At 73.2% G+C, this 23999-nt stretch carries 22 protein-coding genes; 6 read left to right on the forward strand and 16 right to left on the reverse strand.

Annotation, left to right across the window (positions count from 1 at the left end; all coding sequences use genetic code 11):
* Positions 1–449: 449 nt before the first annotated feature.
* Positions 450–965 carry a hypothetical protein gene (locus B086_RS39440; protein ID WP_018565900.1) on the reverse strand — a complete coding sequence of 172 codons (516 nt, stop codon included), beginning with the start codon at positions 963–965 and terminating at the stop codon, positions 450–452.
* A gap of 525 nt (positions 966–1490) precedes the next feature.
* Between B086_RS39440 and B086_RS0108060 the strand changes: the two genes are divergently transcribed.
* Positions 1491–1802 (forward strand): cold-shock protein, encoded by a 312-nt coding sequence (locus B086_RS0108060; RefSeq protein WP_106436038.1) that lies wholly within the window; start codon positions 1491–1493, stop codon positions 1800–1802.
* 89 nt (positions 1803–1891) lie between these two features.
* Positions 1892–2452, forward strand: coding sequence for a hypothetical protein (locus B086_RS39445; RefSeq protein ID WP_158690371.1), 561 nt, complete (start codon positions 1892–1894; stop codon positions 2450–2452).
* Positions 2453–3058: 606 nt separating this feature from the next.
* On the opposite strand, the gene B086_RS0108070 is transcribed toward B086_RS39445, so the two are convergent.
* Positions 3059–4420, reverse strand: coding sequence for an alkaline phosphatase (locus B086_RS0108070; protein WP_018565903.1), 1362 nt, complete (start codon positions 4418–4420; stop codon positions 3059–3061).
* 197 nt (positions 4421–4617) lie between these two features.
* Here B086_RS0108070 and B086_RS39450 point away from each other — a divergent pair, with 197 nt between their 5' ends.
* Together B086_RS39450 and B086_RS46070 are read left to right on the forward strand one after the other, a co-directional pair.
* Entirely contained in the window at positions 4618–5115 is a 498-nt protein-coding gene (locus B086_RS39450; RefSeq protein ID WP_018565904.1) for a hypothetical protein, read from the forward strand.
* Positions 5116–5715: 600 nt separating this feature from the next.
* On the forward strand, positions 5716–5844 hold the full coding sequence (locus B086_RS46070; protein WP_324604687.1) for a hypothetical protein: 129 nt from the start codon (positions 5716–5718) through the stop codon (positions 5842–5844).
* 352 nt (positions 5845–6196) lie between these two features.
* On the opposite strand, the gene B086_RS0108085 is transcribed toward B086_RS46070, so the two are convergent.
* Complete coding sequence (locus B086_RS0108085) at positions 6197–8047, reverse strand: ABC transporter ATP-binding protein (RefSeq protein ID WP_018565906.1); 1851 nt, start codon at positions 8045–8047, stop codon at positions 6197–6199.
* On the reverse strand, positions 8044–9858 hold the full coding sequence (locus B086_RS0108090; protein ID WP_051115781.1) for an ABC transporter ATP-binding protein: 1815 nt from the start codon (positions 9856–9858) through the stop codon (positions 8044–8046). The genes B086_RS0108085 and B086_RS0108090 overlap by 4 nt, the downstream gene beginning before the upstream one ends.
* A gap of 160 nt (positions 9859–10018) precedes the next feature.
* Between B086_RS0108090 and aph(7'')-Ia the strand changes: the two genes are divergently transcribed.
* Positions 10019–11017, forward strand: coding sequence for an aminoglycoside O-phosphotransferase APH(7'')-Ia (gene aph(7'')-Ia / locus B086_RS0108095; protein ID WP_026252213.1), 999 nt, complete (start codon positions 10019–10021; stop codon positions 11015–11017).
* A gap of 122 nt (positions 11018–11139) precedes the next feature.
* On the opposite strand, the gene galE is transcribed toward aph(7'')-Ia, so the two are convergent.
* Entirely contained in the window at positions 11140–12105 is a 966-nt protein-coding gene (gene galE, locus B086_RS0108100) for a UDP-glucose 4-epimerase GalE (protein WP_018565909.1), read from the reverse strand.
* Positions 12102–12650 carry a D-glycero-alpha-D-manno-heptose-1,7-bisphosphate 7-phosphatase gene (locus B086_RS0108105; protein WP_026252215.1) on the reverse strand — a complete coding sequence of 183 codons (549 nt, stop codon included), beginning with the start codon at positions 12648–12650 and terminating at the stop codon, positions 12102–12104. The genes galE and B086_RS0108105 overlap by 4 nt, the downstream gene beginning before the upstream one ends.
* 137 nt (positions 12651–12787) lie before the next feature.
* On the opposite strand from B086_RS0108105, the gene B086_RS0108110 reads away from it, so the two are divergent.
* Positions 12788–13924: a glycosyltransferase family 4 protein gene (locus B086_RS0108110; RefSeq protein WP_018565911.1), complete on the forward strand. Its 1137-nt coding sequence runs from the start codon at positions 12788–12790 to the stop codon at positions 13922–13924.
* Between the two features lie 44 nt (positions 13925–13968).
* On the opposite strand, the gene B086_RS39455 is transcribed toward B086_RS0108110, so the two are convergent.
* The 10 genes from B086_RS39455 to B086_RS0108160 all read right to left on the reverse strand — a co-directional run bounded on the left by B086_RS39455 (position 13969) and on the right by B086_RS0108160 (position 23995).
* Positions 13969–14832 (reverse strand): hypothetical protein, encoded by an 864-nt coding sequence (locus tag B086_RS39455; RefSeq protein ID WP_018565912.1) that lies wholly within the window; start codon positions 14830–14832, stop codon positions 13969–13971.
* Positions 14833–14835: 3 nt separating this feature from the next.
* Positions 14836–15855 (reverse strand): zinc-dependent alcohol dehydrogenase, encoded by a 1020-nt coding sequence (locus B086_RS39460; protein ID WP_018565913.1) that lies wholly within the window; start codon positions 15853–15855, stop codon positions 14836–14838.
* Positions 15856–15952: 97 nt separating this feature from the next.
* Positions 15953–16549 carry an SIS domain-containing protein gene (locus B086_RS39465; RefSeq protein ID WP_018565914.1) on the reverse strand — a complete coding sequence of 199 codons (597 nt, stop codon included), beginning with the start codon at positions 16547–16549 and terminating at the stop codon, positions 15953–15955.
* Positions 16550–16675: 126 nt separating this feature from the next.
* Complete coding sequence (locus B086_RS0108130; RefSeq protein ID WP_018565915.1) at positions 16676–17452, reverse strand: phytanoyl-CoA dioxygenase family protein; 777 nt, start codon at positions 17450–17452, stop codon at positions 16676–16678.
* A 246-nt stretch (positions 17453–17698) separates the two neighbouring features.
* Entirely contained in the window at positions 17699–18832 is a 1134-nt protein-coding gene (locus B086_RS39470; protein WP_018565916.1) for a DegT/DnrJ/EryC1/StrS family aminotransferase, read from the reverse strand.
* On the reverse strand, positions 18829–19755 hold the full coding sequence (locus B086_RS39475; RefSeq protein WP_018565917.1) for an NAD-dependent epimerase/dehydratase family protein: 927 nt from the start codon (positions 19753–19755) through the stop codon (positions 18829–18831). Before B086_RS39475 ends, B086_RS39470 begins: the two co-directional genes overlap by 4 nt.
* Entirely contained in the window at positions 19755–20789 is a 1035-nt protein-coding gene (locus tag B086_RS44540; protein WP_018565918.1) for a radical SAM protein, read from the reverse strand. The genes B086_RS39475 and B086_RS44540 overlap by 1 nt, the downstream gene beginning before the upstream one ends.
* Before the next feature lie 10 nt (positions 20790–20799).
* Complete coding sequence (locus tag B086_RS39480; protein WP_018565919.1) at positions 20800–21588, reverse strand: glycosyltransferase family 2 protein; 789 nt, start codon at positions 21586–21588, stop codon at positions 20800–20802.
* A 119-nt stretch (positions 21589–21707) separates the two neighbouring features.
* Positions 21708–22763 (reverse strand): hypothetical protein, encoded by a 1056-nt coding sequence (locus tag B086_RS0108155; protein WP_018565920.1) that lies wholly within the window; start codon positions 22761–22763, stop codon positions 21708–21710.
* Positions 22760–23995: an iron-containing alcohol dehydrogenase gene (locus B086_RS0108160; protein ID WP_158679312.1), complete on the reverse strand. Its 1236-nt coding sequence runs from the start codon at positions 23993–23995 to the stop codon at positions 22760–22762. The genes B086_RS0108155 and B086_RS0108160 overlap by 4 nt, the downstream gene beginning before the upstream one ends.
* Positions 23996–23999: the final 4 nt, after the last annotated feature.

Genomic DNA, 23999 nt, shown 5'->3' on the forward strand with positions numbered 1-23999 from the left:
CCACATCAATCCGTACGGCCGGTTCGAACGGGATAGGGACAGCCGCCTCGACCCGGGCCTGACGCCCGGGACCGTCATGATCCCCGGGCCGTGCACGTCCAGCGGCAAGGCGGCCGTCGTCCCGGAGCGAAGGGCCGGCACATCGACTTTCTGGGCCGCTGCCTGCTCGACATCACCGCCAGCGGCCTCGGCCAGGGCCCGCGCCCCTTCCGGGACCCGGACACAGCAGAGGACGACTACGGGGCCGAGGACCGAGGTGAGGACCGAGCCGAACTCTGCCCCAGCAACGCGGACGGGGCTCCAGAGACTGCCGGACCGAGGCCGACGGAAGCCGGCGACGCGGGAAGGCCATGCACCGCCGCGCAACGTGATGCGCCGGTATCCCTGGGGGAGGGGGGACGGACAGGACCATCCCCGGGCACGCGCTTCCCAGCCGGCGGCACGCACCGTCAGCGGAACAGGCGGAAGAACCCGCGCACCTGCTCGACCAGCGACTCCGGCTGCTCCAGCGCGGCGAAGTGGCCGCCCCGCGGCACCTTTTCGAACCAGCGCAGATCGGTGAACCGCAGCTCGGCCTCGCGCCTCGACGGGCGGGTGATGTCGCGCGGGTAGACCGACAGCCCGGACGGCGCGGTCACCTTGTCCCGGAAGCGGGCGAAGCTCTCCCAGTACAGGCGCGCCGACGACGCGGCCGACGCGGTGAACCAGTGGACCGAGATCTCGTCGAGGATCGTCTGCCGCGACAACGCGTCCTCGGTACGGCCGTCGTTGTCCGTCCACGCCCAGAACTTCTCGGCGATCCAGGCGGCCTGCCCCGCCGGGGAGTCGGTGAGGCCGTAGCCGAGTGTCTGCGGCCGGGTCGCCTGAATCGCCGAGTACCCCCGGCCGGTGCGCTGCATCTCCTTCTCGGCTTCGAGGTTCGCCAGTTCCGCGGGCGTCGGGTCGCCGAACGTGCCCGCCGCCACGGATCCCAGGTTCAGGTGTACGGCGGCGACCCGCTCGGGAGCCGCCTCGCCCAGCGACCGCGGCGGGGGGCATGCGCGGCCCTCGGAGACGTAGCGAGATGGGCTGGGACAGGATTCGGCCGGCCGGCGATCTGGTGCCATGCGCCTGGTGACTGTGCCCAGTCAGCGAAAAGGGGGCGGAGGCGGCCCCGGTAGTCGATCAGTGGTGAGGAGCGAACTCTGTGGTGATCGCGTCCAGGGCTCGTTCGTATGCCTCCGGACCTGCCCTGCCGGCGGACCCGGCTGGTGAGGGGTCCGGCCGCCCAGGACCCTTCCGTCGACGCCGAGTACGAGGAATTCGGCGGCGTCGACGAGGGTCCTTCCGTCGGGCGCGCCAGAGGGAGAAGCGCCGCACTGTCGAGCGCAGGGAAACAAGATCGCGCGGTTACGGGTCATCTGTTAACGTGATTGCGCTTCGGTCGAGCGCTGCTGACCACAGCGCACGCCGGAGCAGTGAATTACCGGTGTTGCAAGGGGGACCCGCAATTGTCTGACACCACGTCTGCAGAGGTGTTTTCCGGCCGCGTGCTTGAGTGGCACAGCGAGGAGGGCTGGGGAGTTCTTGCTTCCGATGCCTTCCCGGACAGGGTGTGGGCACACTATTCGGCCGTCCAGGCCGAGGGCTATCGAGAGCTGACCGCTGGTCAGTCCGTCACCTTCTCGGTCGAGCAGGCTGAACAGGACGAGTACCGCTGGCGTGCCGTGTCCGTCTGGCCTGGATCCGGAGCGCGACGCTCGCCCGATGAGCACGAACAGCCCGGCTATTCATCCGACCTGAACATCAGGTTCGATTCCTGACACTGTATCGGCAACCGGCCGAATCTGTCCTATCAGCATGCGCAGCAGTGGCGTGGTCTCTGCTGTTGTGCGCTTCAGGCAGGAATCTCGTGTCTTCGAAATCCGCAAAAAGGATTGCTGGCGTCAGCTCCGCTGCGTTGGCCGCAGTTCTCGCTCTGGGTGCCGTTCCCGCTCATGCCGGGACGCAGCAGGGCAGGTTCACATTCAAGATGTCAAACCCCTACTACAAGAAGACGGACGCCAACGGGACCTTCACCGGCCAGGTGAACATGGCTGGTACCGTCGGTCGTGCCGCTCCCATGGCCTGGTCGTTCCGCACGTCCCCGGCAGTACAGGCCATAGCCGCAGGCCGAATGACATGCTCGGCCGGTCACATGCAACTGACCTACCACGACAGTCACGCCAATGTCGCCGTCAACTATTTCTGGCACTCGTCAGTCCCCAACAATCGGCGCAACAAAAACTACACGCTGTACGGCAACTGCGCGTTCCCCGTAAAGGTCGGCGGCAGGACCGGCAAGGCCAACCTCGGTTTCAGCTTCAAGTATTCTCTGTTCGACGGGATTAGCCCTTCGATGACCGGGCGGGGCAGTGGCGGCACCGAGGACGCGCCTTACACCAGCGACCTCAAGATCTCCTATGACTCCTGAGAGATCGTAACCTCGACATCCGTAACGGCTCGTCAGCGCAACTGGCAAGCCGATCCGGCTGTCGAAGCGGGTGAAGGCCAAGAAGGAGGAGCCGGCGGCCATGAAGAGGGCCGACAGTGAAGAGCACAGGATATGGCTCGGGTGGATAGGCCGGCACCGGACCGCCGACGTCATGTCATGTATACGGTCGTGCCGCCGTGAAGTCGACCTGCCTTCCGGTGCCGGCCCGCCTCGTGTCCGGCACCTCCCCGCCCTTCCATCGGGTCCTACTGCTTGCACATGCTGGTGCCGCGCAAGCGGTAGGACCCGATGCCCACGCCGACCAGGCCGCCGTCTTCCGCAGGATGGAGGTCAGCCGCCGTCGGTGTGGTCAAAGCTGCGCAGCACGGGGCTCCGGGTCCGCGGCAGCCGCTCGATGGGCACCACGTCGTAGGAGACGACGTCGACCGGCCGGACGTGTTCGGCGGCGCGTACGATTCCGACGACACAGAACCGAGGTGGTGCGGCCCACGCCGTCCCCGCCCCCTGGCGGGCGACGCCCGCACGGCACAGGCCCCCGGAAGGCAGGGCCCGTGCCGGACACGGCCGTGGGAGGAGGGGGGCGGCTCAGCGCAGGCCGAGCGCGCCGGTGATGGTCGTGAACAGCTCCGTCTGGTCGGTGACGCCCGACACCCGCTCGGCGAACGGCCCCTGGGCCGCGATCCGCACCTGGGTGCCGGTGTGCTCCTGTCCGTCCTCGGGCGTGTTGGTCGTCGCGTAACTGACCTTGAGACGACCGCCCTCGTCGGTGACGAGCGTGGCCGACAGCCCCATCGGCTCCGCGTCCACCGGCACGATCTGGCTGCTCTGCGCGTGGTCGGCGGTGGTGATCACCAGGGTGTCGGGGTGGCGCTCGGCGAAGTCACGGGCCACCTTGACGGCCCGGTCGAACGCCGCGGTCTCACCGATCTGGCCGCACGGGTCCGCCTCGTGGTCCTGCTTGTCGATCGAGGCGCCCTCGACCTGGAGGAAGAAGCCCTTGCCCGCCCGCGCCCCGGAGTGCAGCAGTTCGATGGCCTTGCGGGTCTGCGCCTCCAGGGTGGGGGTACCGGCCGGGCGGCGGGGGTTGGCGGTGACACAGCGCTGCGCCTCGGTGCCGCCGCGGGCCGCGGGCCGCCCCGTCCACTCCACGGGCACGTCCTCCGGCGCGAACAGGCCGAGCACCGGCCGTCCGGGCCGGACCGCCCGCAGACCGGAGGCGTCGGTCACGATGCGGTACCCGAGCCGCTCCGCCTGCTGCGCCACGGTCAGCCCCGCGTACGGACCCTCGGTGATCTGCTGCTCGAAGCGCCGCGAGCCACCACCGAGCAGGACATCAGGCCGCAGCCGTACGGACTGTTCGGCGATCGACCCGAGGCCGCCCCGCCCGATGGTGTCGCCGGGACACGCCTTCATGTCGGCCGGTCCCGCGCACTCCCGGTCACCGACGTGCGCGGCCATCGCGGCGGGGGTGGCGTCGGTGAGTTCGGCGGTGGTGACCGACCCGGTGGCCAGGCCGCCGCGGCGGGCCAGTTCGAGGACGGTGGGCATCGGGCGGTCGGTGTCGGGGGTCTTGGATATGCGGTAGTTGACGGTCTTGCGGCCGGTGGACCAGGCGGTGGCGCTCGCGGCGGAGTCGGTGACGTAGTCCGGCCGTCCGTGCTCGTCGACCGAGTAGGTGGTGTACGTCCCCGTCCTCGGGAAGCCGTCCATGTGCAGCCGCCCGCCCGCGCCGACCGTGTAGTCGCGGGCCAGGGTGATCTCCGAGTCGCCCATGCCGTCCCCGATCAGCAGGATGACGTTCTTCGCCGTGCCGGGGCGGTGCCCGGAGTCGGCATCGGCCGACGTGGACACGACGGCGCCCGCCACCAGGGCGACGGCCAGTGCGCCGGCCGCCAGGACGGGCCGGCGGCGGCCGGGGAGACGGGGGATCGTTGCCGTTGCTCTCATCGTGCTGGACCTCCGAATCCGCGGAACCGCACGCGGTTCCGACAGCGTCATCAGCTCTAGCGGATAGAGTGAGTGGTGAGCGTACGCCAAGTGGACGTGCATGCGTCAACAGCGAACAAGGGCGCACGTGGACGCGGTAGAGTCACCGCCCTTGGGGGCGGCGGCGCCCGCCGGACCACCGCAGGCAGGATGGGCGCATGAGTGACCACACACCGGCAAGCGGTCAGGAGGGCCGTCCGCTGCTCCGTGCGTTCGGGCAGCGCCTCAACGAGCTGATCGCCGCTCTGTACCCCGACGAACGCAAACGCCCGGGATACGCCCGGCTCGCCAAGGAGATTCGCGAGACCACGGGCGGGACCATCTCCGGTACGTACCTCTGGGAGCTGGCCACCGGCAAGAAGCGGAACGTCACCCTGGAGCAACTCGACGTGCTCGCCGAGTACTTCGGTGTCCCGCCCGAGTACTTCCTGAGCGACGACGTCGCCGAACGGGTCAACTCCCAGCTCCGGCTGGCCGTCGCGCTCCGCGACTCCCGGGTCCGCAACCTGGCGCTGCGCGCCGAGGGCCTGTCACCGGCCACCCTGGACGCGGTGCTGACCATCATCGAGGAGGCGCGCAAGGTGCAGAACCTCGGACCCTCGCAGGACGACGGCGGCGCGGACGGCACGGGAGGACGGTCCGACGCCCCGTCATGACCGGTGCGCGAACGGCTTGTTTTTGCCCTCGGGGCGCACGGCGGTCCCGGCAAGGTCGGGACATCGGCCAAGACGTCTGTCATGGGCGACATGCACCACGAAGAAGTGCGTGAGCTCCACCCCCGTCATCCCTCATCCCTGGATGCCGGTCGGCGAAGGTGACTCTGGTGCCTTCGCCCACCACGTCACGGGCCCCGGCGAGCTGTACGCCGAGCTCGTCCCGGCCCGGCCGGAGACCTGTCTCGGCCTCCAGACGGCGGCAGGCCGTCTGGAGTGTTCGACGGGGATCTGGAGGTGGTGATCCCGCAGGTGTCGCACCGCCCGGAGGCGGGCTCGGCCGACCTGGTCGACTCGGCCCTCGCGATGCGCGGAACGCCGCCTGTGCGAGGGACGGCAACGGTCGCTGGGCGGCGCGCAGATCGCTGCCGCGCACGTCCGGCACCGAGGTCGACTTCCTCATGCGCCTCCCACGGCACGTGGTGCGCAAACAGGCGCCACTGCCGCTCGCGCGCGGCATCCGCACCTCCGGTGAGACATCCGCACCTCCGGTGAGAGCGGACCTCCGATTTCCTGCTCCGGCCGGTCGCCCACGCGGAGTGGATCGTCCCGCAGGCGCTCTGGCCCAACTTCCGTGTGACGCACTTCGTGGAGTGTCCGCGCAGCCATCAGCAGCGCGACCTCCGCTTCGGCGGGATCACACCGGACACGAACGGAGAACTCCGGCCGTGACCGACGCCCCCCCCGGGCCTCACCGCCCCCTCGGGCAGCCCCGGTTCCGAGACCGCCGTCGGCGAGAAGGGCTCCGCACGGCAGGGCCACGGCGCCGAGGAGGCACCGCTCTTCGGTCCGGGATCGCGGTTCCGCCGGTTCTTCGACGACCCGCGCTGGGCCCTGGCCGTGATCCGGGCGACCGTGCTGGCCGCCGCCCATCCGCAGACCGGCGCGGCCCGCAGGTCTTGCCCTGCTTCACGGCGGGCGGCGGGCGTTCCGCGTCCGCGCGACTCCCCGCCGGCCGATTCCGCGGCGCCGTTCCCCCGCCTGCCCCCGCCCGGTGGCCGGCCGGTTCAGGCCCCCGGCGCGGTCACCCCGTCGCATGGATCCAGCGGGCGTGGAGGGCGGCGAAGGGGCCGTCGCCGGAGGCGAGTCGGGCGGGCGGGCCGTCCTCGACCACGGCACCGTCCGCCAGCACCAGGACCCGGTCCGCCGCCAGGACGGTGGAGAGGCGGTGCGCGATGATCACGGAGGTACGGCCGGCCAGCAGCGCGTCCATGGCGCGCCGGACGGCCAGCTCGGTGGGGATGTCCAGGCTGGAGGTCGCCTCGTCCAGCAGCAGCACCGCCGGATCCGCCAGGAAGGCCCTGGCGAGGGCGACCAACTGGCGCTGGCCCGCGGACAGACGGCTGCCCCGCTTGCGTACCTCGGTGTCATAGCCTTCGGGCAGCGCGGAGATGAACGCGTCGGCGCCGACGGCCCGCGCGGCGGCCCGGACCTCCTGCGGCCCCGCGTCCGGACGGGCCAGCGCGATGTTCTCCATGACGCTGCCGTCGAACAGGAAGTTCTCCTGCGTCACCAGGGTGATCTCGCGGCGCAGCGCGCGGTCGGGGAGCCGGCGCAGGTCCACCCCGTCCAGCAGCACGGCGCCGCTGGTCGGATCGTAGAACCGGGCCGCCAGCTTGGCGACGGTGGACTTGCCGGCCCCGGTCGCGCCGACCACCGCCAGGGTCTGTCCGGCCGGCACGTCCAGGTCGAGACCGCGCAGCACCGGCGGGGTGTCCGGCCGGTAGCGGAAACCGACCCCCCGGAAGGCGAGCGCCCCCCGCACCGGCCGGTCGCGCGGCAGCGGCACCGGGGCGGCGGGCTCCGGCACCGAGGAGGGGGTGGCGAGGAAGTCCGCGATCTTCTCCAGCGCCGCCGCCGCCGAGGCGTAGAGGTTGTTGAAGGTCGCCAGCTCGTCCAACGGATCGTAGAAGCGCCGGAGATAGAGCAGGAACGCGGCGAGCACGCCCAGCGGCAGCGCGCCCGACGACACCCGCCAGGCGCCCAGCGCCAGCACCACCGCCAGGGCGATGTTGCCGGTCAGCCGGACCCCCGCGGTGTACCGGGCGACCACCTCCAGGGCGTCGGTGTGGGCGTCCCGGAACGTGTCGTTGAGCCGGTTCATCGCCGCGTGCTTGCGCCGCTCGGCGCGGAACGCCTGCACGGCCCGTACGGCGTTCATGCTCTCCCCGAACCGCACGATGATCTCCGCCACCGTGTCGCGGGCGCGCCGGTACGCGATCCGGGAACGGCGCCGGAACCAGCGCGTCATCGCGACCAGCGGCACGATGGACGCCAGCACGACCAGCGCCAGTGGCGCGTCCAGCCAGAGCAGCAGCACCGAGATGCCCGTCACCGTCAGCACCGAGGTGAGCAGCCCGTCCAGACTGGCCTCGATCAGATCGCGCACGGCGTCCACATCGGCGGTGAGCCGGGAGATGACGGCGCCCGAGGTGTACGACTCGTGGAAGGCGACCGGGAGGTGCCGGGCCCGGTCGAAGATCCGGGTGCGCAGCTCCAGCAGCACGGCCTGGCCCACCGAACCGGAGATCCGGAAGAACGCGTAGCGCGTCCCGGCGGCCAGCAGCCCGCAGGCGGTGAATCCGGCCACGCACCGGATCAGCGGGTTCCAGTCGCCCGCCGACGCCCGGGGGATGCCGAGATCGATGGCGCGCGCCACCAGCAGCGGGCCGGCCAGCTGGAAGGCGTTCTCCAGCACCAGGGCGGCCAGGGCCGCGCCGGACGGCCACCGGTGGGGCCGGAGCAGCGCGTACAGCAACTGCCGGGACGCGCGCCGCACCCGGCGGGCCTCCCGGCGCTCGGGCGGCGGTCCGGCGGGCCCGGCCGGGCGCTCCGCCACCGGTCCGGCGGCCGGGGAGGTGGTGTCCGCGCTCACCGGAGCACCGCCCCGTCGTCGTGGGCGTCCCCGGCCGGGCGCGGCTCCACCGCCATCAGCGTCCGGTAGGCGGCCGAGGCGGCGAGCAGCTCCCGGTGGGTGCCCGAGGCGGTGATCCGGCCGTCCTCCAGCAGCACCACCCGGTCGGCCATCCGCGCGGTGTTGGGCCGGTGGGCCACGACCAGCGCGGTGGAGCCGCGCAGCACCCGGCGCAGCGCCTGCTCCACCTCCGCCTCGGTGTGCAGGTCGAGCGCCGAGAGCGGGTCGTCCAGCACCAGCAGCGCGGGCCGGCCCACGATCGCGCGGGCCAGGGCGATCCGCTGCCGCTGTCCGCCGGAGAGCGACATGCCCTGCTCGCCGATGCGCACCGCGAGCGCGTCCGGGCCGAGCGCGGCCACGAAGTCCGCGGCGCCCGCCACCCGCAGCGCCTCCCACACGGCCTCGTCGGTCGCCTCCGGGGCGCCCAGGGTCACGTTCTCGCGCACCGTCAGCGAGGAGAGCAGCGGGTCGTCGAAGGCACACCCCACCACGGACCGCAGGTCCGCCAGGCGCAGCTCCCGGACGTCCACGCCGTCCACGGTGACCCGGCCGGCGGTGACATCGGCGAGCCGCGGCACCAGCGCGGCCAGCGTGGTCTTGCCCGACCCGGTGGCGCCCACCAGCGCCACCGTCTCGCCCGGCCGCAGCTCCAGGGACACGTCCCGCAGCACCGCCCGGTCGGCTCCCGGGTGGCGGAACTCCACGTTCTCCAGCCGCAGACCGCCTCGGGCCGGCCGCACCAGCGGCTTCGGACACGCCGGGTCGGTCAGGCCCGGCGCGGTGTCGCGCACCTCCCAGTAGCGGTCGCAGGCGGCGGCGGCCGTGCTGGTCTCGGCCAGGGCCCAGCCGATGCACTCGGTCGGCCAGCGCAGATAGGTGCTGACCGTGACGGCCGCCACCAGATCGCCCAGCGTCAGGGTGGAGTGGGCCACCCCCGCCGCGCCGAGGCCCAGTTGGCCCGCGATGCCCAGCTCCGGCAGGACCAGCAGCGCGGTGGACAGGGCCGCCATGATGCGCACCACCCGCAGCTCCGCGGTGCGCAGCCGCTCCGCCTGGGCGCGGAAGAGCGCCAGCCTGCCCCGGCCCTGCCCGTACGCGCGCACGACCCGGATGCCGAGCATGGTCTCCTCGACCAGTGTGGCGAGATGGCCGCCCTCGTCCTGGGTGGCGCGGGCGGCGACCTTGTACCGGGTCTCGTAGAAGTAGGAGACCAGCAGCAGCGGCGCCGCGCTCGCCAGCCCCACCAGGGCCAGCCACGGGTCGATCAGGAACAGCACCCCCAGACCCGCCAGCACGGTCACCGAGTTGACCACCAGGAACAGCGCGGCGAACGCGAGGAACTTCCGCAGCACGACCAGATCGCCCACCGCCCGGGAGAGCAACTGCCCCGAGGGCCAGCGGTCGTGGAAGGAGACCGGCAGCCGGAGCAGATGGGCCAGCAGATCGGCCCGCATGCGCGACTCCACCAGCGCGGTGGGACGAGCGATCAGCTTGCGGCGGGCGTAGAACAGCGCCGCCTCGGCCGTACCGAGCACTGCGACCAGCAGGATCGGCCGGACCGCCGCGCCCGCGTCGCCGGTGCTCAGCGGCCCGTCCACGATCCGCTGGGTGACCAGCGGAATGGCCAGTCCGCACAGCAGCGCGCCGAGCGTCGCGGCGGCGGCGGCGCCCACCGGCAGCCGGACCGGGCGCAGATAGGGGCCGACCCGCCGCAGGGCGGTCCAGGAGGAACGCGGCCCGGCCGGTTCCGCGAGCGGCGCGCTCAATTCCATTCACTCCTCGGGGAGATGGTGTGACCGGTCTTCACCGGCGGTCGGGAAAATGTCCGTGCTAGCCTGGCGTCGAATTCTTCGAGCCGCGGTGCGGACAGGCCGTGCCGCGACCGGCCGTGCGGAATTACGCCGGCCCGTGCGCTGTGAATCGAGGTCCGCTGTGACACAAGAATCCCTGTTACTTCTCGACCGTATTGATTCGGATGATTCCTACGCGAGTCTGCGGAACGACCAGGAATTCTGGGAACCGCTGGCCCGCCGGGCCCTTCAGGAGCTCGGGCTGCCGGTGCCGCCCGTGCTGCGGGTGCCCGGCGAGAGCACCAACCCCGTACTGGTCGGCGAACCCGGCCCGGTGATCAAGCTGTTCGGCGAGCACTGGTGCGGTCCGGAGAGCCTCGCGTCGGAGTCCGAGGCGTACGCGGTGCTGGCGGACGCCCCGGTGCCGGTGCCCCGCCTGCTCGGCCGCGGCGAGCTGCGACCCGGCACCGGGGCCTGGCCGTGGCCCTATCTGGTGATGAGCCGGATGACCGGCACCACCTGGCGGTCCGCGATGGACGGCACGGCCGACCGGGGCGCTCTGCTCGCCCTGGCCCGCGAACTCGGCCGGGTGCTCGGCCGGCTGCACAGGGTGCCGCTGACCGGGGACACCGTGCTCACCCCCGGCTCCGAGGTCTTCCCGGAGCTGCTGCGGGAGCGGCGCGCGGCGACCGTCGAGGACCACCGCGAGTGGGGCTACCTCTCGCCCCGGCTCCTGGACCGCCTGGAGGACTGGCTGCCGGACGTGGACACGCTGCTGGCCGGGCGCGAACCCCGGTTCGTCCACGGCGACCTGCACGGGACCAACATCTTCGTGGACCTGGCGGCGACCGCCGTCTCCGGGATCGTCGACTTCACCGACGTCTACGCGGGCGACCCCCGCTACAGCCTGGTGCAACTGCATCTCAACGCCTTCCGGGGCGACCGCGGGATCCTGGCCGCGCTGCTCGACGGGGCGCAGTGGAAGCGGACCGGGGACTTCGCCCGCGAGCTGCTCGCCTTCACCTTCCTGCATGACTTCGAGGTGTTCGAGGAGACCCCGCTGGATCTCTCCGGCTTCACCGATCCGGAGGAACTGGCACAGTTCCTCTGGGGACCGCCGGACACCGCACCCGCCGCCTGACGGCCCGGGGCCGCCCGGCGCCGCCACCGGCCCCGGGCGGCCCCCGCCCGGAGGTCGCGAGCCCCCGCGAACGCAGGAGTCCGGAGCGGTCCGGCCCGCGGGGCAGGACCGGCGGCGGGCGCTCAGCGGCGGCGGGCGTGGAAGGCCCTGGCATCCTCGATCATCTCCTCCAGGGTGGGGCGGCCGGGCTTCCACCCCAGCTCGGCGTGGATCCGCTCGGCGGAGGCCACCAGCGTCGCCGGATCTCCCGGCCGGCGCTCCGCCCGGCGGAACGGCACCCGCCGCCCGGTGACCCGGGCCACCGCCTCCAGCACCTCCAGCACGGTGAACCCCCGGCCGTTGCCCAGGTTGTAGATCCGGTGCCTGCCGCTCACCGCCCCGGCCAGCGCCGCCAGATGCGCGTCCGCGACGTCCGCGACATGGATGAAGTCCCGTACGCAGGTGCCGTCCCGGGTCGGATAGTCGTCGCCGTTCAGCCGCAGCTCCGGCCCCCGGCCCTGCGCCGCGGCCAGGGCGAGCGGCAGGAGGTGCGTCTCCGGCTCGTGGCGCTCCCCGTGGCGGCCGACCGCCCCGGCGACGTTGAAGTAGCGCAGGCTCACCGCGGCGAGACCGTGCGCCCGCGCGTAGTCGGCCAGCGCCCCGTCCACCGCCAGCTTGGAGGCGCCGTACGGATTGGTGGGCCGGGTCGGGGCGTCCTCCGGGATCGGCACCCGCTCCGGCTGCCCGTACGTCGCCGCCGTGGAGGAGAAGACGATCCGGCCCACCCCGGCGGCCAGCATGCCGTCCAGCAGCACCAGCGACTGCTGGGTGTTGCCGTGCCAGTAGCGCTCGGGCCGGCGCACCGAGTCGTCGATCAGCGAGCGCGCCGCCAGATGCACCACCCCGTCGAAGCGGCCGGGTCCGGCCAGGATCCCGGCCGCCGCCGCCATGTCGCCGCGCACGAACTCCGCGCCCTGCGGCACGGCGTCGGCGAAGCCGCTCGACAGGTCGTCCACGACCACCACCCGGTGGCCCTCGTCCAGCAGCCGCCGCGCCACCACACTGCCGATGTACCCCGCGCCGCCCGTCACCAGGAGCCGCATCGTCACTCTCCCTCCGTCAGCATCCGTACGGCGGACCCCAGATCCGCCACCACCCGGTCCGCCGCCGACGGTGTGCCCGGCGGCGCCAGCCGCACCGTGCGGCAGCCGGCCGCGCGGCCGGCTCCCACATCCGTCTCGCTGTCGCCGATCATCACCGCGTCCGGCAGGGAGAGCCGGGGCAGGTCCCGGGCGGCGGCCTCCAGCAGCCCCGGACGCGGCTTGCGGCACCGGCAGGAGTCCGCCGCGTGCGGACAGACGTAGTAACCGTCCCAGTGCGCGCCCTCGGCCCCGAGCAATTCGGCCAGCCTCCGCTCGACCGCGGCCAGCTCCACCGGGGTCACCAGGCCCCGCGCCACCCCCCGCTGATTGGTCACCACCACCACCCGGTGGCCACGCCGGTTCAGTGTCCGTACCGCCTCCGCGGCGCCCGGCAGCAGCCGCAACTCCTCGGGACGCGTCACATAAAGACCCGGCGGCGGGGCGGCGTTCACTGTTCCGTCCCGGTCGAGGAAAAATGTGGCCTGACTTTTTCCCCCTCGTGTTCTCGGCATTCTCCGTACTTCCTCGTGAACCGAATCACTGTTACCTTCGATGCTGTCTCTCCGGGAATTCGGCGCGGGTCTTTCCGAATGCCGTCCCGGAATTGGTCGCGGCAGTTCGGCCGCATTTTCCCGAGGTGGTCACGCACATGAGCGACACCGCATCCGCGCGTCCGCGCGTGCTCTTCGTATCCGCCAACGAGTCGGCGCCCTGGGGCCCCAGCGAGACCAACTGGGCCCTCGCCGCCGCCGAGTGGCTGCGGCGGGGCGCGGAGGTCCACGCCAGCGTCAAGGGCTGGGAGGAGGTGCCCGGCGAACTCGCCGCCCTGGAACAGGCCGGCTGCGTCGTCCACCGGCGCTGGGACCTGCCGCCGTTCGACGCCCGGCCCATCGCCGAACTGCCCTGGTCCGAGCGGCGGACCAGCACCCTGCACCAGGTGCGGCCGGACTTCGTGGTGGTGTCCCAGGGCGACAACTACGAGGGACTCGGCTGGCTGGAGGAGTGCGCCCGGCTCGGCTACCCCTACGTCGCCTACGCCAACTCCGCCTCGGAGTACGAGTGGTGCACCGACGACGTGGCGCGGCGGCTGGCCGCCGGCTACCACGGGGCCCGCGCCTCCTTCTTCGTCTCCGAGAGCAACCGCGAGCTGACCGAGCGCCAGGTGGGCGAGGCCCTGCCCAACGCCCGGGTGGTGCGCTGCCACTTCAAGGTCGACTACACCGCCGCGCCGCCCTGGCCGGCCGGTGACACCCCGGTACGGCTCGCCTGCCTGGCCCGGCTCGACCCCAACAGCAAGGGCCACGACGTGCTCTTCGACGTGCTGGCGATGCCGAAGTGGCGGGCGCGCCCCGTCACCCTCTCGCTCTACGGCGCGGGCGAGTACGAGCAGGTGCTCCGCGCCCTGCGGGACCGGCTGGACCTGCGCAACGTGGAGTTCGCCGGGTACGTCAAGGACATCGAGGACGTCTGGCGCACCCATCACGCCCTGGTGCTCTGCTCCCGCGCCGAGGGACTGCCCACCGTGATCATCGAGGCGATGCTCTGCGGCCGTCCGGTCGTCGTGAGCGATGTGGCGGGCAACGCCGAACTGCTCACCGACGGCGAGACCGGCTTCGTCGCCGCCGGGCCGGTCGCCGCCTGCCTGGACGAGGCCCTGGAGCGGGCCTGGCAGCGGCGCGCCGAATGGCCGGCGATCGGTCGGCGGGCGGCCGAGGCGGTCCGCGAGCAGCTGCCGCCGGACCCGATCGCCCTGCTGGTCGACCAGTTCGAGGAACTGGCCGCCTGACCGGGCGCCCGCGCCCGGAGCCCGCCGGTCCGGGCGCGGCGCGTTCACCGCGCCTCCCGCAGCCGGCGCGCGGTGACCTCGGGCTCCTGCGGGGTGAAGAAGATGCCGCTGCCCAGTTCCCCGGCGGCGACATAGCGCGGGACTCCCGGCGCCCGCCACACCACGTTGATCTCCAGGTACAGATGGGCCGACGGCCAGTCACCGCCGTCCACCGGGCGCTGGTGCGCCCAGAGGAAGTACGGTGCCGGGCCGCCGAAGAAGCGCTCCACCCGGCCCGCCACCGAGACCAGCAGCGAGGCCAGCGCCCGCCGGTCGGCCGGCCCGCACGCCCCGAGGTCCGGCAGATGGCGGGCCGGGGCAAGACGGAGGGCGTACGGGTAGAGCGGAGCCTCCGGCACCCAGGCCGTCCAGCCGCCGGTCCGCGCCACCACCAGGCCGGCGGCCGGCGGCACGCACAGCGGGCAGTCCCCGCCGTCCCGGTCCAGCTGCGCCCTCGCCGTCGGCGGCGGCTCGGCGAGCCCGAAAGCCTGACCGTGCGGATGGTCCACGGTCGCCCCGGCGTCCGCCCCCCGGTTCTCGAAGAGCAGCACATAGCCGACGTCCGGACGCGCCCCGAGCTCCCGGGCGCACTCCCGCCACAGCTCCACCACCCGCTCCGCCTGCGCCTGGTCCATGGTCGCCCAGGAGGCCCGGTGTTCCGGCGAGTACAGCAGCACCTCGCACCGCCCCTCGCCCAGGGCGGGCCACCGGTTGGGAAAGCGCCGCACCCGGTAGGGCTCGGGCGCCTCCAGACCGCCGGGGCAGAACGGGCAGTCCTCGGACCGGGTGCGGGGGCGCCGCTGCCGGTGCCCGGCCACCACCACCCGGGCCCCGGTCAGCGGGTCCACCCGGGTGCGGACCGTCTCCACCGGCTAGGCCCCGTCCGCCCGCACCGCGACCCGGATCGTGTCCGGCCCCGGCGCGTCGGCCAGCCGGAACGCCTCGTCCGCCGCCGCCAGGTCCAGCACGTCGGTGACGACCAGGTCGGTGCGCAGGACACCGCGGGCGACCAGTGCGGCGGCCGTGCCCATGAAGCGGCCCGGCCCCATCGTCCCGACCGTCTCCATGAGTTTCAGCGGCCAGCGGGCCGACTCCAGTTCCACCTGCCGTCCCACCCGGTAGCCGACCAGGGCCACCCGCCCTCCCGGGGCGACGAGTGCCGTGGCCGTACGGATCGCGTCGGGCTCGCCGCTCGCCTCCAGCACGACGTCGGGCAGCCCGTCCGGCCCGGCGTCCGCGATCCAGTCGGCCACCTCCTCGGGGGTGCCGAGCGCGGCACCGGCCCCGAGCAGCCCGGCCGTCTTGGCCCGGCCGGGCAGCGGGTCCACCGCCAGTACCACCTGCGCCCCGGCCGCCTGGGCGGCCTGGAGCAGGGTCAGCCCGATCCCGCCGCAGCCCAGCACCGCCACGGTCTCCCCGGGCGCGAGACGCACCCGGGAGAGCGCGTGCAGGGCCACCGCGAGCGGCTCCGCCTGGGTGGCGGCCAGCAGGTCGGCGTCCGGCGGCAGCCGCACCAGGTTGGCGGCCGGGACCGCGACGTACTCGGCGCAGCCGCCCGGGTCGGTGAAGCCGAACTCGCGCAGCCCCGGGCACATCACCGGCTGGGAGCGCCGGCACCAACGGCACTGCCCGCAGCTCAGCGTGAGATCGGCCACCACCCGGTCGCCCGGCACCACCTGGCCGGGCGGCGCCTGCTCGACCACACCGCTCCACTCGTGGCCCGGCACGGCCGGGAAGGCGGTGCCGTGCCAGGCGTTGTTGTAGAGCGAGACGTCGCTGCCGCAGATCGAGTTGTAGGCGACCCGGACCAGCGCCCAGCCCTCGGGCAGCCGGGGTCCGGGCACCTCCGTCACGGTGATGTCCCGCGGTCCGTTCAGTACCGCAGCGCGCATGGGCTGTGCCTGCCTTTCCTCGTGGGCTGACCCGGGCCGTTCGTGGGACGGGGACACCCGGGGGCGTCCCGTCCCGTCCCTTCGCGGTCCGGCCGGTTCACCGCTCGCCCGTGCCGTCCCGCAGACACTGGGTGACGAAGTGGAAGACGAGGCTGTGCATCGCCTCCGCCAGCCCCACGTCCTTGGTCGGCGCGTTGACCTCCACGTCGGCGAGCTCGCGCAGCCGCCCGCCGTCGCCCGCGGTGACGGCGATGACCCGCAGCCCCGCCCGGCGGGCCCACTCGGCGGCGGCGACCACATTGGCGCTGGTGCCGGAGCAGCTGATCACCAGCAACCGGTCCGCGGGGGCGGCCAGATGTGCCAGGGGCTCCACGAACACCCGGTCGTAGCCGCAGTCGTTGGCGTACGCCGTGAGCATGGAGAGGTTGTCGGTGAGGGCGACCGACCGCAGCGGCCGGCCGCCGTCGTAGGCGCCCTTCAGCAGGTCCTGGGCCAGGTGCGAGGCGGCGGACGCGCTGCCGCCGTTGCCGGCCAGGTAGACGGTCGAGCCCTCGTGGCGCACCGCGTCGAGTTCGCTGATGAGCGACCGCACCTGGGCGCCCATCGAGCCGAGCAGCGGTCCCGCGGTGGCGAGGTACTCGTCCCACACGTCCCGTCCGGGGCGGACGGCGGGGGCGAAGGAATCCTGTGTCATCGGTGTGTTCCCCAGACCTGTTCTGGTGGGTTCGGTGGGCGCGGACGGAAGCCGGGAAGGGACGGACGAGAGCTGGGAAGGGACGGACGAGAGCTGGGAAGGGACGGACGGGAGCCGGGAGGAGACTCAGGGGACGAAGTCCTCCTCCACGTCGTGGTCGACGTAGCCCGAGCCCCGGAGGTCCGCCGTCTCTCCGTCCAGTTCGCGCCATTGGGTGAAGAAGGTGGGACCGTAGCCGAAGGCGGTCAGCAGCCGGTCTCCCTCGGTGAGCTTGCGCCGGGTGCCGTGCATCAGCGCCTCGTTGAGCAGCAGGACGTCCCCGGAGCGGACGAACACATCGGTGAGGGTGGGGAATCCGGAGTCCACCAGGGAGGTGTCCTCCCCCCGCTCGGCGCGCTCCCGCAGCAGTGGGAAGTTGGCCTTGTGCGAGCCCTGCACGTAGCAGAAGGAGCCGTCCTCCGGTGACCGGATGTCGCTGAGGTAGACGAGGGCCTTGACGTAGGGGCAGTAGAGCCTGCCGTCGTGGTACGTGTGGGTGATCGACAGGTCCCGGCCCACCTGCCGGTCACCGAGGTCCAGCAGCTCCGCGTTGCCGCCGTGCAGATAGAGCACGCTGTCCTTGGTACGGCGCAGTCCGTACCCCTCCAGCAGCCGCAGCGGCTGGTTGACCACGTCCCGCACCGGGGCCAGCAGCCGGTCGTCCAGGGCCAGTCGCGCGAAGACCGGGCTGGCGGCCGGCAGATCCGGATAGCGGCGGGTGCGCGGGAAGCCGGGGTCCACGGTGTCCAGCCGCTCCAGCTCGGAGCGGAAGGACTCCACCTCCCCGGAGCCGAAGACCCCGGGAATCACCAGGAACCCGGTGGTGTCGAAGATGTACAGCTGCTCATGGGTGAGCGCGGGCACGTCAGTCACCTCTCGGAGGCGTCGGGCCCCGGCCGGACGGCCCGGCGAGGCGGGGGATCGATCGGATCGGCGGACGAGGCACGAGGCACGGGGTACGGGGTACGGAGTACGGAGTACGGAGTACGGGATACGGGATACGGGGCGACGGTGGCCCGGCGGCCGGGCGGTGGCCCCGCCGGGCACGCCACCTGCGGCACCGCCGGGTGCCCGTCCGGCCCGGTGGCGCGGGGCCGGACGGGACCGGCGTCAGCCGGTGGCCGCCTTCAGCGCGTCCGGGAGCACGGAGAGCACCAGGTCGACGTCCTCCTCCGTCATCCGGGTGTGCAGCGGCAGACAGATGTGCCGGGCGCACAGGTCGTCCGCCACCGGATGGCGGCCGGGCGGCAGCAGGGACGCGAAGACCGGCTGGGCGTCCAGCGGCTTCTCGTAGATCTCGCCGCCCAGCCGCACACCCGCCTCGGCCAGCGCGGCGCGCAGCGCGGCCCGGTCGGTGCCGGGGTCGAGCAGGACGACGTACTTGTACCAGCTCGCCGCCGTCTGCCGGGGCAGCACCGGGGTCAGCCCCGGGAGGTGCGCGAGCCCCGCCGTGTACCGCCGGGCCAGCCGGTCGCGCACCGCGAGGAACTCGTCCAGCCGGCGGAGCTGGGCCCGGCCGACGGCCGCGTGCAGCTCGCTCATCCGGGCGTTCTCCCCCAGCACGGTGTGATGGCTGCGCCACTCCTCGGGCTTGCCGAGATTGCGGTGGAGCCGTACCGCGGCGGCCAGTTCGTCGTCGTCGGTGACGACCATGCCGCCCTCGGCGGCCGTGATGACCTTGGTGGCGAAGTACGAGAAGGCGCCCGCCACCCCGAAGCGGCCGGCGTGCCTGCCGTCCAGCCGGCTGCCGTGGGCGTGCGCGCAGTCCTCGTACAGCCACAGCCCCCGCTCGGCGCACCAGGCGGCCACCTCCGGCAGCTCCGGGCTGATCAGACCGCCCAGGTGCACCGTGAGTACCCCCACCGTGCCGGGAGTGACGGCCTCCCGCAGCGTCCGGACGGAGGGCGCCAGGGTGTCCGGCTCCACGTCCACCAGCCGGGTGCGCAGCCCGGCGAGCAGCGGCGCGGCGGCCGAGGAGTAGAAGGAGTTGGCCGGTACCAGCACCTCGCCCTCGCCCCGGGCCGCCAGTGCCCGCAGCCCGCAGACCAGGGCGCCGGTGCCGGTGCCGGTCGCCACCGCGTGGCGCGCCCCGGTGGCGGCGGCGGTCTCCCGCTCGAAGGCCGCCACCTGCTCGCCCTGGGCGAGCATGCCGGTCTCCAGGCTGGTGCGGATCGCGCCGAGGATCTCCTCGACGTCCCCGGCCGAGAAGTCCGGCCGGACCGGAACCACACGCGGGGCGCTCATCCGGCCGCCACCTCCTCGCGCATCGCGGCCAGTTGGGTGCGCAGCCCCTCGTCGATCCCGATTCCCGGGGTCCAGCCGAGGTCCCTGCGGACCTTGTCGGTGGAGACGAACCGCTGGGAGTAGACCAGTTCGCCCCGGCGCGTCGGCTCCTCGCGGTGTTCCACCGGCACGCCACCGAACAACTCGGACACCTTGCGGGCCAGTTCACCGGTGGTGATGATCTCGGGGCCCTCCAGGTTGTAGACCTGGCCGGCCGCGACCGGCGCGGTGGCCCGGAGGAAGGCCTCGGCCAGGTCGTGCACGTGCAGGAAGGCCCGCCGCTCCTCGCCGTCCCCGAAGACGGTGAGCGGCCCGCCGGCCGCCGCCGCCCGGAGGAACGCGGAGACGACCAGGCCCGGCCACATGCCCGGACCGTAGACGGGGCTGTAGCGCAGCACCGTGGACTCCAGTCCGTGCAGCCGGGCGAAGTCCCGGGCGAGCAGCTCCTTGGCGATCATGGTGGTGGTGTAGAAGTGGCCCGCACCCGTGGGGAGGAAGGGCTCGTCCTCGTCCACGGCGTTGACCGGCATGGCGTTGTAGACCCAGCAGCTTCCGGCGATCACCACCCGGGACACTCCGGACGCCGCGGCGGCCGCGAGCACCGCGGCGGTGCCGGTGACATTGGCGTCCATGGCCGCCACCGGCCGGTCCAGCACCGCACGGGCGTCCGCCATGCCCGCCAGGTGCGCCACGACGTCGGGGCGCCAGTCGGCGAACAGCTCGCGCAGCCGGTGCTCGTCGGTGACGCTGGCGGCTTCCCCGGGAAACGGATCGCCCGGCGTCCACCGGGTGTCCAGCACCAGGACCTCGTGGCCGTCCTCGTGGAAACGGCGGGCGACATGGCGGCCGATGAACCCTGAGCCGCCGGTGACCAGACAGCGCATCAGAACCTCTCTTCCTGGGCGTGGCGGGCGGGCCGGACACGGCGGCCCGACGCGTCGGACGGGGCGGACCGGCCGTCCCCGGTGTGCGCGGACGCGGCCACCGCCGCGGGCGGCTGTTCGGCCAGCCGCTCCCGCCACGCGTCCCGGTCCTCGACGGCGCATCCGTCGTCGGCGTCCGGCCGTTCGTCCAGCAGCCGCAGGAACTGACGGTCGGTCAGCTCCTCCGAGCTGTGGTCCTGGAGCTCCCGGAAGGTGCGGCGGTTGCGCTGCTGGTGCGGCATGCGCATCCCGGCGCTGCCCAGGCAGTTGCGGCAGGCCCGCAGCGGCTTCGGCGAGCGCAGGTAGGCGAGCAGCCGTCCGGGGAAGTCCGGTGCGTCGCTGAGCCGCAGCCCGTCCGCCATCGGGTCCCCGGCCCCCGCCGCCAGCACCTGCGGCAGGAAGACCGACTGCGGGCACTTGAAGAAGTGGCCCTCGTACAGCGTGTGACAGCGCCAGACATGGGCGATCTGACAGGTGTCGTAGATGTGCCGGACCAGCCCGTCGTCCTCGGTGCCGCGCTCCGCGTACGAGTACCGGAAGTGGGAGTAGTACGCCAGGGTGAGCCGGACGCCGTGCTTGTCGGCGTACGCCCGCACCCCGGCCATCTTCTCCTCCGGCAGCTCCCGGTCGGGGTAGACCGAGATCTCCACCTCGTCCACCGCCGCCCAGAAGTCGTCCCGCATCCTCGGCAGCAGCAGCCCGTTGGTGCAGACCGTGGTGTGCGGGGCGATCCCGGAGTCGCGCACCAGGCCGAGCAGCGGCACCAGTTCGGGATGGAGCAGCGGCTCGCCGCCCAGCACCTTGACGAACCGGGCGCGGAACGAGCGGGCCAGCAGGGACAGATCGCGCGCGGCGGTCTCCGTCGCGATCAGCGACCGGCGGAAGACCGGCGAGAGATGACTGCACGACGCGCAGCCGAGGTTGCAGTGGTGTGCGACGTTCAGCTCGCAGCCCTCGGGGCTGACGACCTTTCCGTCGACGAGTTCATAACTCATCGGAGGTACCTCATGCCTGCCAGGAGAACGTCGGGTCGAAAGCGGAGGCGAAGTTGTTGGAGTAGCCCCCCAGGTAGTAGCGGAGTGTGGGCAGGCCGGTGCAGGAGACCGGCTCCCGGGCGCTGCGCAGATCGGCGGCGAGCTTGTCGTCCTCGCCGGTCCTGGTGGCCTCGTCGGCCGCGTCGAAGTCGTCCCGGAACGGCAGCCGCAGCAGCAGCTCCCGGGCGAGCAGCCACTCGCCGGTGTCCACCGAGACCACCGGGTCCGGCGTGTCCAGGGGGTCGAGCCGGTCCCGGCGGACGCAGGTGCCGGGCGCCACCACGCCCCTGGCCCGCATCCGCGCGTACTCGGCGCGGGCGGCCTCCTCGTCGGCCGTCCACGGGTCGAGCTGCTCCAGGTAGGGCGTGCCGTCCGGGTGGAACATCCTGAGCTGGGAGTGGACCGCGCGGTGCCCGGTCCGGCGGGCGCACTCCAGCAGGCTCGTCAGATGGTCCGGCTCCCACTCGTTGTCGTCGTCCAGGAAAGCGATCCAGGGACTCTCGCTGATCCGGACGGCCATGTTGCGCAGCCGCGAGGAGCGGCCCGGACCGGAGACCTCGCCGGGCCCCCGTCCGGCCAGCAACCAGCGGACGTTCCCCGGTAGTTCGCGGCCGCGCAGCAGGGCGTGGGTCTCGTCGCAGTCGTCCGCCACCACGAGGTGCTCGAAGCCGCCGGGCGGGGACTGGGTCTGCGCGCTGGCCAGCGCCCGCGCCAGCAGCGCCGGCCGGGTGCGGGTGAGGGTGACCACGGTGACCGCCACAGGCGTACGCCGCCCGGGAGCCACCGCCGCGGCCCCCGCGGGCCCGGCCACCGCACCCGCACCCGCATCAGGTGCCCCAGGCCCGTGCTCCGCCGCCGGGCGCGGGGCTCCGGCGGCGCTCACAGCGGCATCCGGATCGCCCGGGTACCGCCCTCGGCCAGCCGGAACGGCAGCTCCCGCAGGCCCGCCGCGGCCATCGACCGGCGTACCTCCGCATGCCGCTCCGGCGGGCACACCAGCAGCAGGAAGCCGCCGCCGCCCGACCCGAGCAGCTTGGCCCCGCTCGCCCCCGCCTCCCGCGCCCGGTCGTGCAGCGCCTGGAGACGCGGGCTGCTGATGCGCGAACCGAGTCCGGACTTCAGCGACCAGTGCTCGTTGACCAGGTGTCCGATCGCCGACAGGTCGCGCCGCTCCAGCGCGCTCACCATCTCGTCGGCGATCGACCGGATGGCGTGCAGCCGCCGCAGCGCGTCGTCGTTGCCGCTGCGGGTGCGCTCGTTCTGCTCGGCCAGCACCGCACCCGCGTCCCGGCTGGTGCCGGAGTAGAAGAGCAGCAGCCGGGCCTCCAGGCCGGCCCGTACCGCCGCGGGCAGCTCCAGCGGCTGGGGGTCGACGCGTCCGGAGCGGTGGAAGCGCAGCAGCCGTATGCCGCCGTACGCCGCCAGATAGTGGTCCTGCTTGCCCACCGCCCGCCCGAGGTCGTCGATCTCCACCGCGGCGGCCGTCTCGGCGAGCGTCCGCGCGGACGCCCCGGGGGCCGCCGCGTGCAGCACCGAGACGGCGAAGGCGGCCGAACCACCGAGCCCGCTGCCGCTGGGCGCGTCGCTGAAGGAGGCGAGCTGGCAGCCCTCGTCCAGCCCGGCCCGCAGCAGACAGGCCCGGACCATGGGATGGGGGTGGCTCCCGGCGCGGTCGCACTCGACGGTGGTGTCGACCGCGGTCCGCAGCCGGCCCCGGAAGTCACGCGGGAAGAGCGTCACCCCCACGTAGCGGTCGATGGCGCAGCCGACGACCAGCCCGCCGTACCGGGAGGAGTAGCTCGGCAGATCGGTGCCGCCGCCCGCCAGCGAGATGCGCAGCGGCGAGCGGACCGTCACCACGGCCGGTCCGTCCGGCGGGTGGGCCGCCGACGCCGCGAGGGCCGGCTCCGGCAGCCGGGACGTGAGGCCGGTCATGACGGACCGTGCCCGGCGGTGCACTCCTTGCCCCGGCGCAGCAGGTCGTGCACGGCGGCGGTCACCAGGGTCTGCGGCACCGGGGTCAGATACCGCTGCTCGGCGTTGAGCGGAGCCCCGACCGCCCGCAGCAGCACCATGGCCACCTCGGACCCGTCGCACGACCGGTAGCCGCGCTTGTTGTCGTACGCGATGTGGTGCAGCACGGTCTCGGGCGCGATGCCCACCGTCAGACAGCGGCAGATCCCGATCCGGTCGACCAGCTCCTCGTGGACGGCGAGGCCCTCCGCGTCCAGCAGCCCGGCCCGGTGGGCGACGTCCGCGGCGGCGGTCATGCCGAGGGCCACCGCCTCACCGTGCTTGACCATGTCGGCGCCGCCGGGCCCGCGCCCGGCCCCGGCCAGCTCCAGGGCGTGGCCGACGGTGTGCCCGTACTCCAGCAGGACGCCCGCGTGTTTCTCGTACGGGTCCTCCCGCAGCAGCCGGCCCTTCACGGCCAGGCTCAGCTCGAAGATCTCGCCCAGGTCGGCGGGGGAGTAGTCGGCCTCCCGGCGCAGCAGGCGCCGCAGCCGGGGAATCTGCGCGGGCTCGATGGCGAGCGCGTTCTTCACCGTCTCGCACGTCCCCGACCGCAGGTCGCGCGGTGAGCCGGTGGCCACCACGGCGAGATCGACCAGGACGGCCTCGGGGATGTGGTAGAGGCCGACGGTGTTCTTGGCGTGCCCGGTGTTCACGGCCTGCTTGACCGAGAGCACCGAGTCGCAGGCGGCGATCACGGTGGTCGGCACATGGACCAGCCGCAGCCCCCGGAAGAGGAGTCCGGCCAGTACACCGGCGATGTTCCCCGGGATACCGCCGCCGACCGCCACCACCACCGAACGCCGGGTCACCCCGAAGTCCAGGGCCAGGTCGACGAACCGGGAGAGGGTGGCCAGGTTCTTGAACTCCTCACCGGGCGGGTGCGAGAGGAGCAGGGTCGGGGTGGTGCGCTCCAGCCGTTCCACCAGCGCCCCGGCGGCCAGCTCCGCCACCGTGGCGTCGGTCACCACCACGAACCGGTCGGCGTCCAGTTCGGCCAGCGCGGCGGCCATCTCCGCCCCGATGTGCTCGCCCAGGACGACCCGGACCCGCTTCCCCGCGATGTCGAAGGAGCGTTCCCGCAGTCCCGGGGGAAGCGGTGGTGCCGCGGCGGCGTCCGCCGCGGCCGCTGGTTCACGTGCCTGTAAGTCCATCGCC

Source organism: Streptomyces sp. PsTaAH-124, from assembly GCF_000373685.1.
Classification (GTDB): Bacteria; Actinomycetota; Actinomycetes; order Streptomycetales; family Streptomycetaceae; genus Streptomyces; species Streptomyces andamanensis.

Coding starts and splice junctions, on each gene's coding strand:
- B086_RS39475 (WP_018565917.1), bottom strand. CDS start 19,755: ATGCGCTGTCTGGTCACCGGCGGCTCAGGGTTCATCGGCCGCCATGTC.
- B086_RS0108110 (WP_018565911.1), top strand. CDS start 12,788: ATGAGCGACACCGCATCCGCGCGTCCGCGCGTGCTCTTCGTATCCGCC.
- B086_RS39465 (WP_018565914.1), bottom strand. CDS start 16,549: ATGACACAGGATTCCTTCGCCCCCGCCGTCCGCCCCGGACGGGACGTG.
- B086_RS0108070 (WP_018565903.1), bottom strand. CDS start 4,420: ATGAGAGCAACGGCAACGATCCCCCGTCTCCCCGGCCGCCGCCGGCCC.
- B086_RS44540 (WP_018565918.1), bottom strand. CDS start 20,789: ATGAGTTATGAACTCGTCGACGGAAAGGTCGTCAGCCCCGAGGGCTGC.
- B086_RS39470 (WP_018565916.1), bottom strand. CDS start 18,832: ATGAGCGCCCCGCGTGTGGTTCCGGTCCGGCCGGACTTCTCGGCCGGG.
- B086_RS0108160 (WP_158679312.1), bottom strand. CDS start 23,995: ATGGACTTACAGGCACGTGAACCAGCGGCCGCGGCGGACGCCGCCGCG.
- B086_RS0108105 (WP_026252215.1), bottom strand. CDS start 12,650: ATGCCGAGAACACGAGGGGGAAAAAGTCAGGCCACATTTTTCCTCGAC.
- B086_RS0108090 (WP_051115781.1), bottom strand. CDS start 9,858: ATGGAATTGAGCGCGCCGCTCGCGGAACCGGCCGGGCCGCGTTCCTCC.
- B086_RS39460 (WP_018565913.1), bottom strand. CDS start 15,855: ATGCGCGCTGCGGTACTGAACGGACCGCGGGACATCACCGTGACGGAG.
- B086_RS0108155 (WP_018565920.1), bottom strand. CDS start 22,763: ATGACCGGCCTCACGTCCCGGCTGCCGGAGCCGGCCCTCGCGGCGTCG.
- B086_RS39450 (WP_018565904.1), top strand. CDS start 4,618: ATGAGTGACCACACACCGGCAAGCGGTCAGGAGGGCCGTCCGCTGCTC.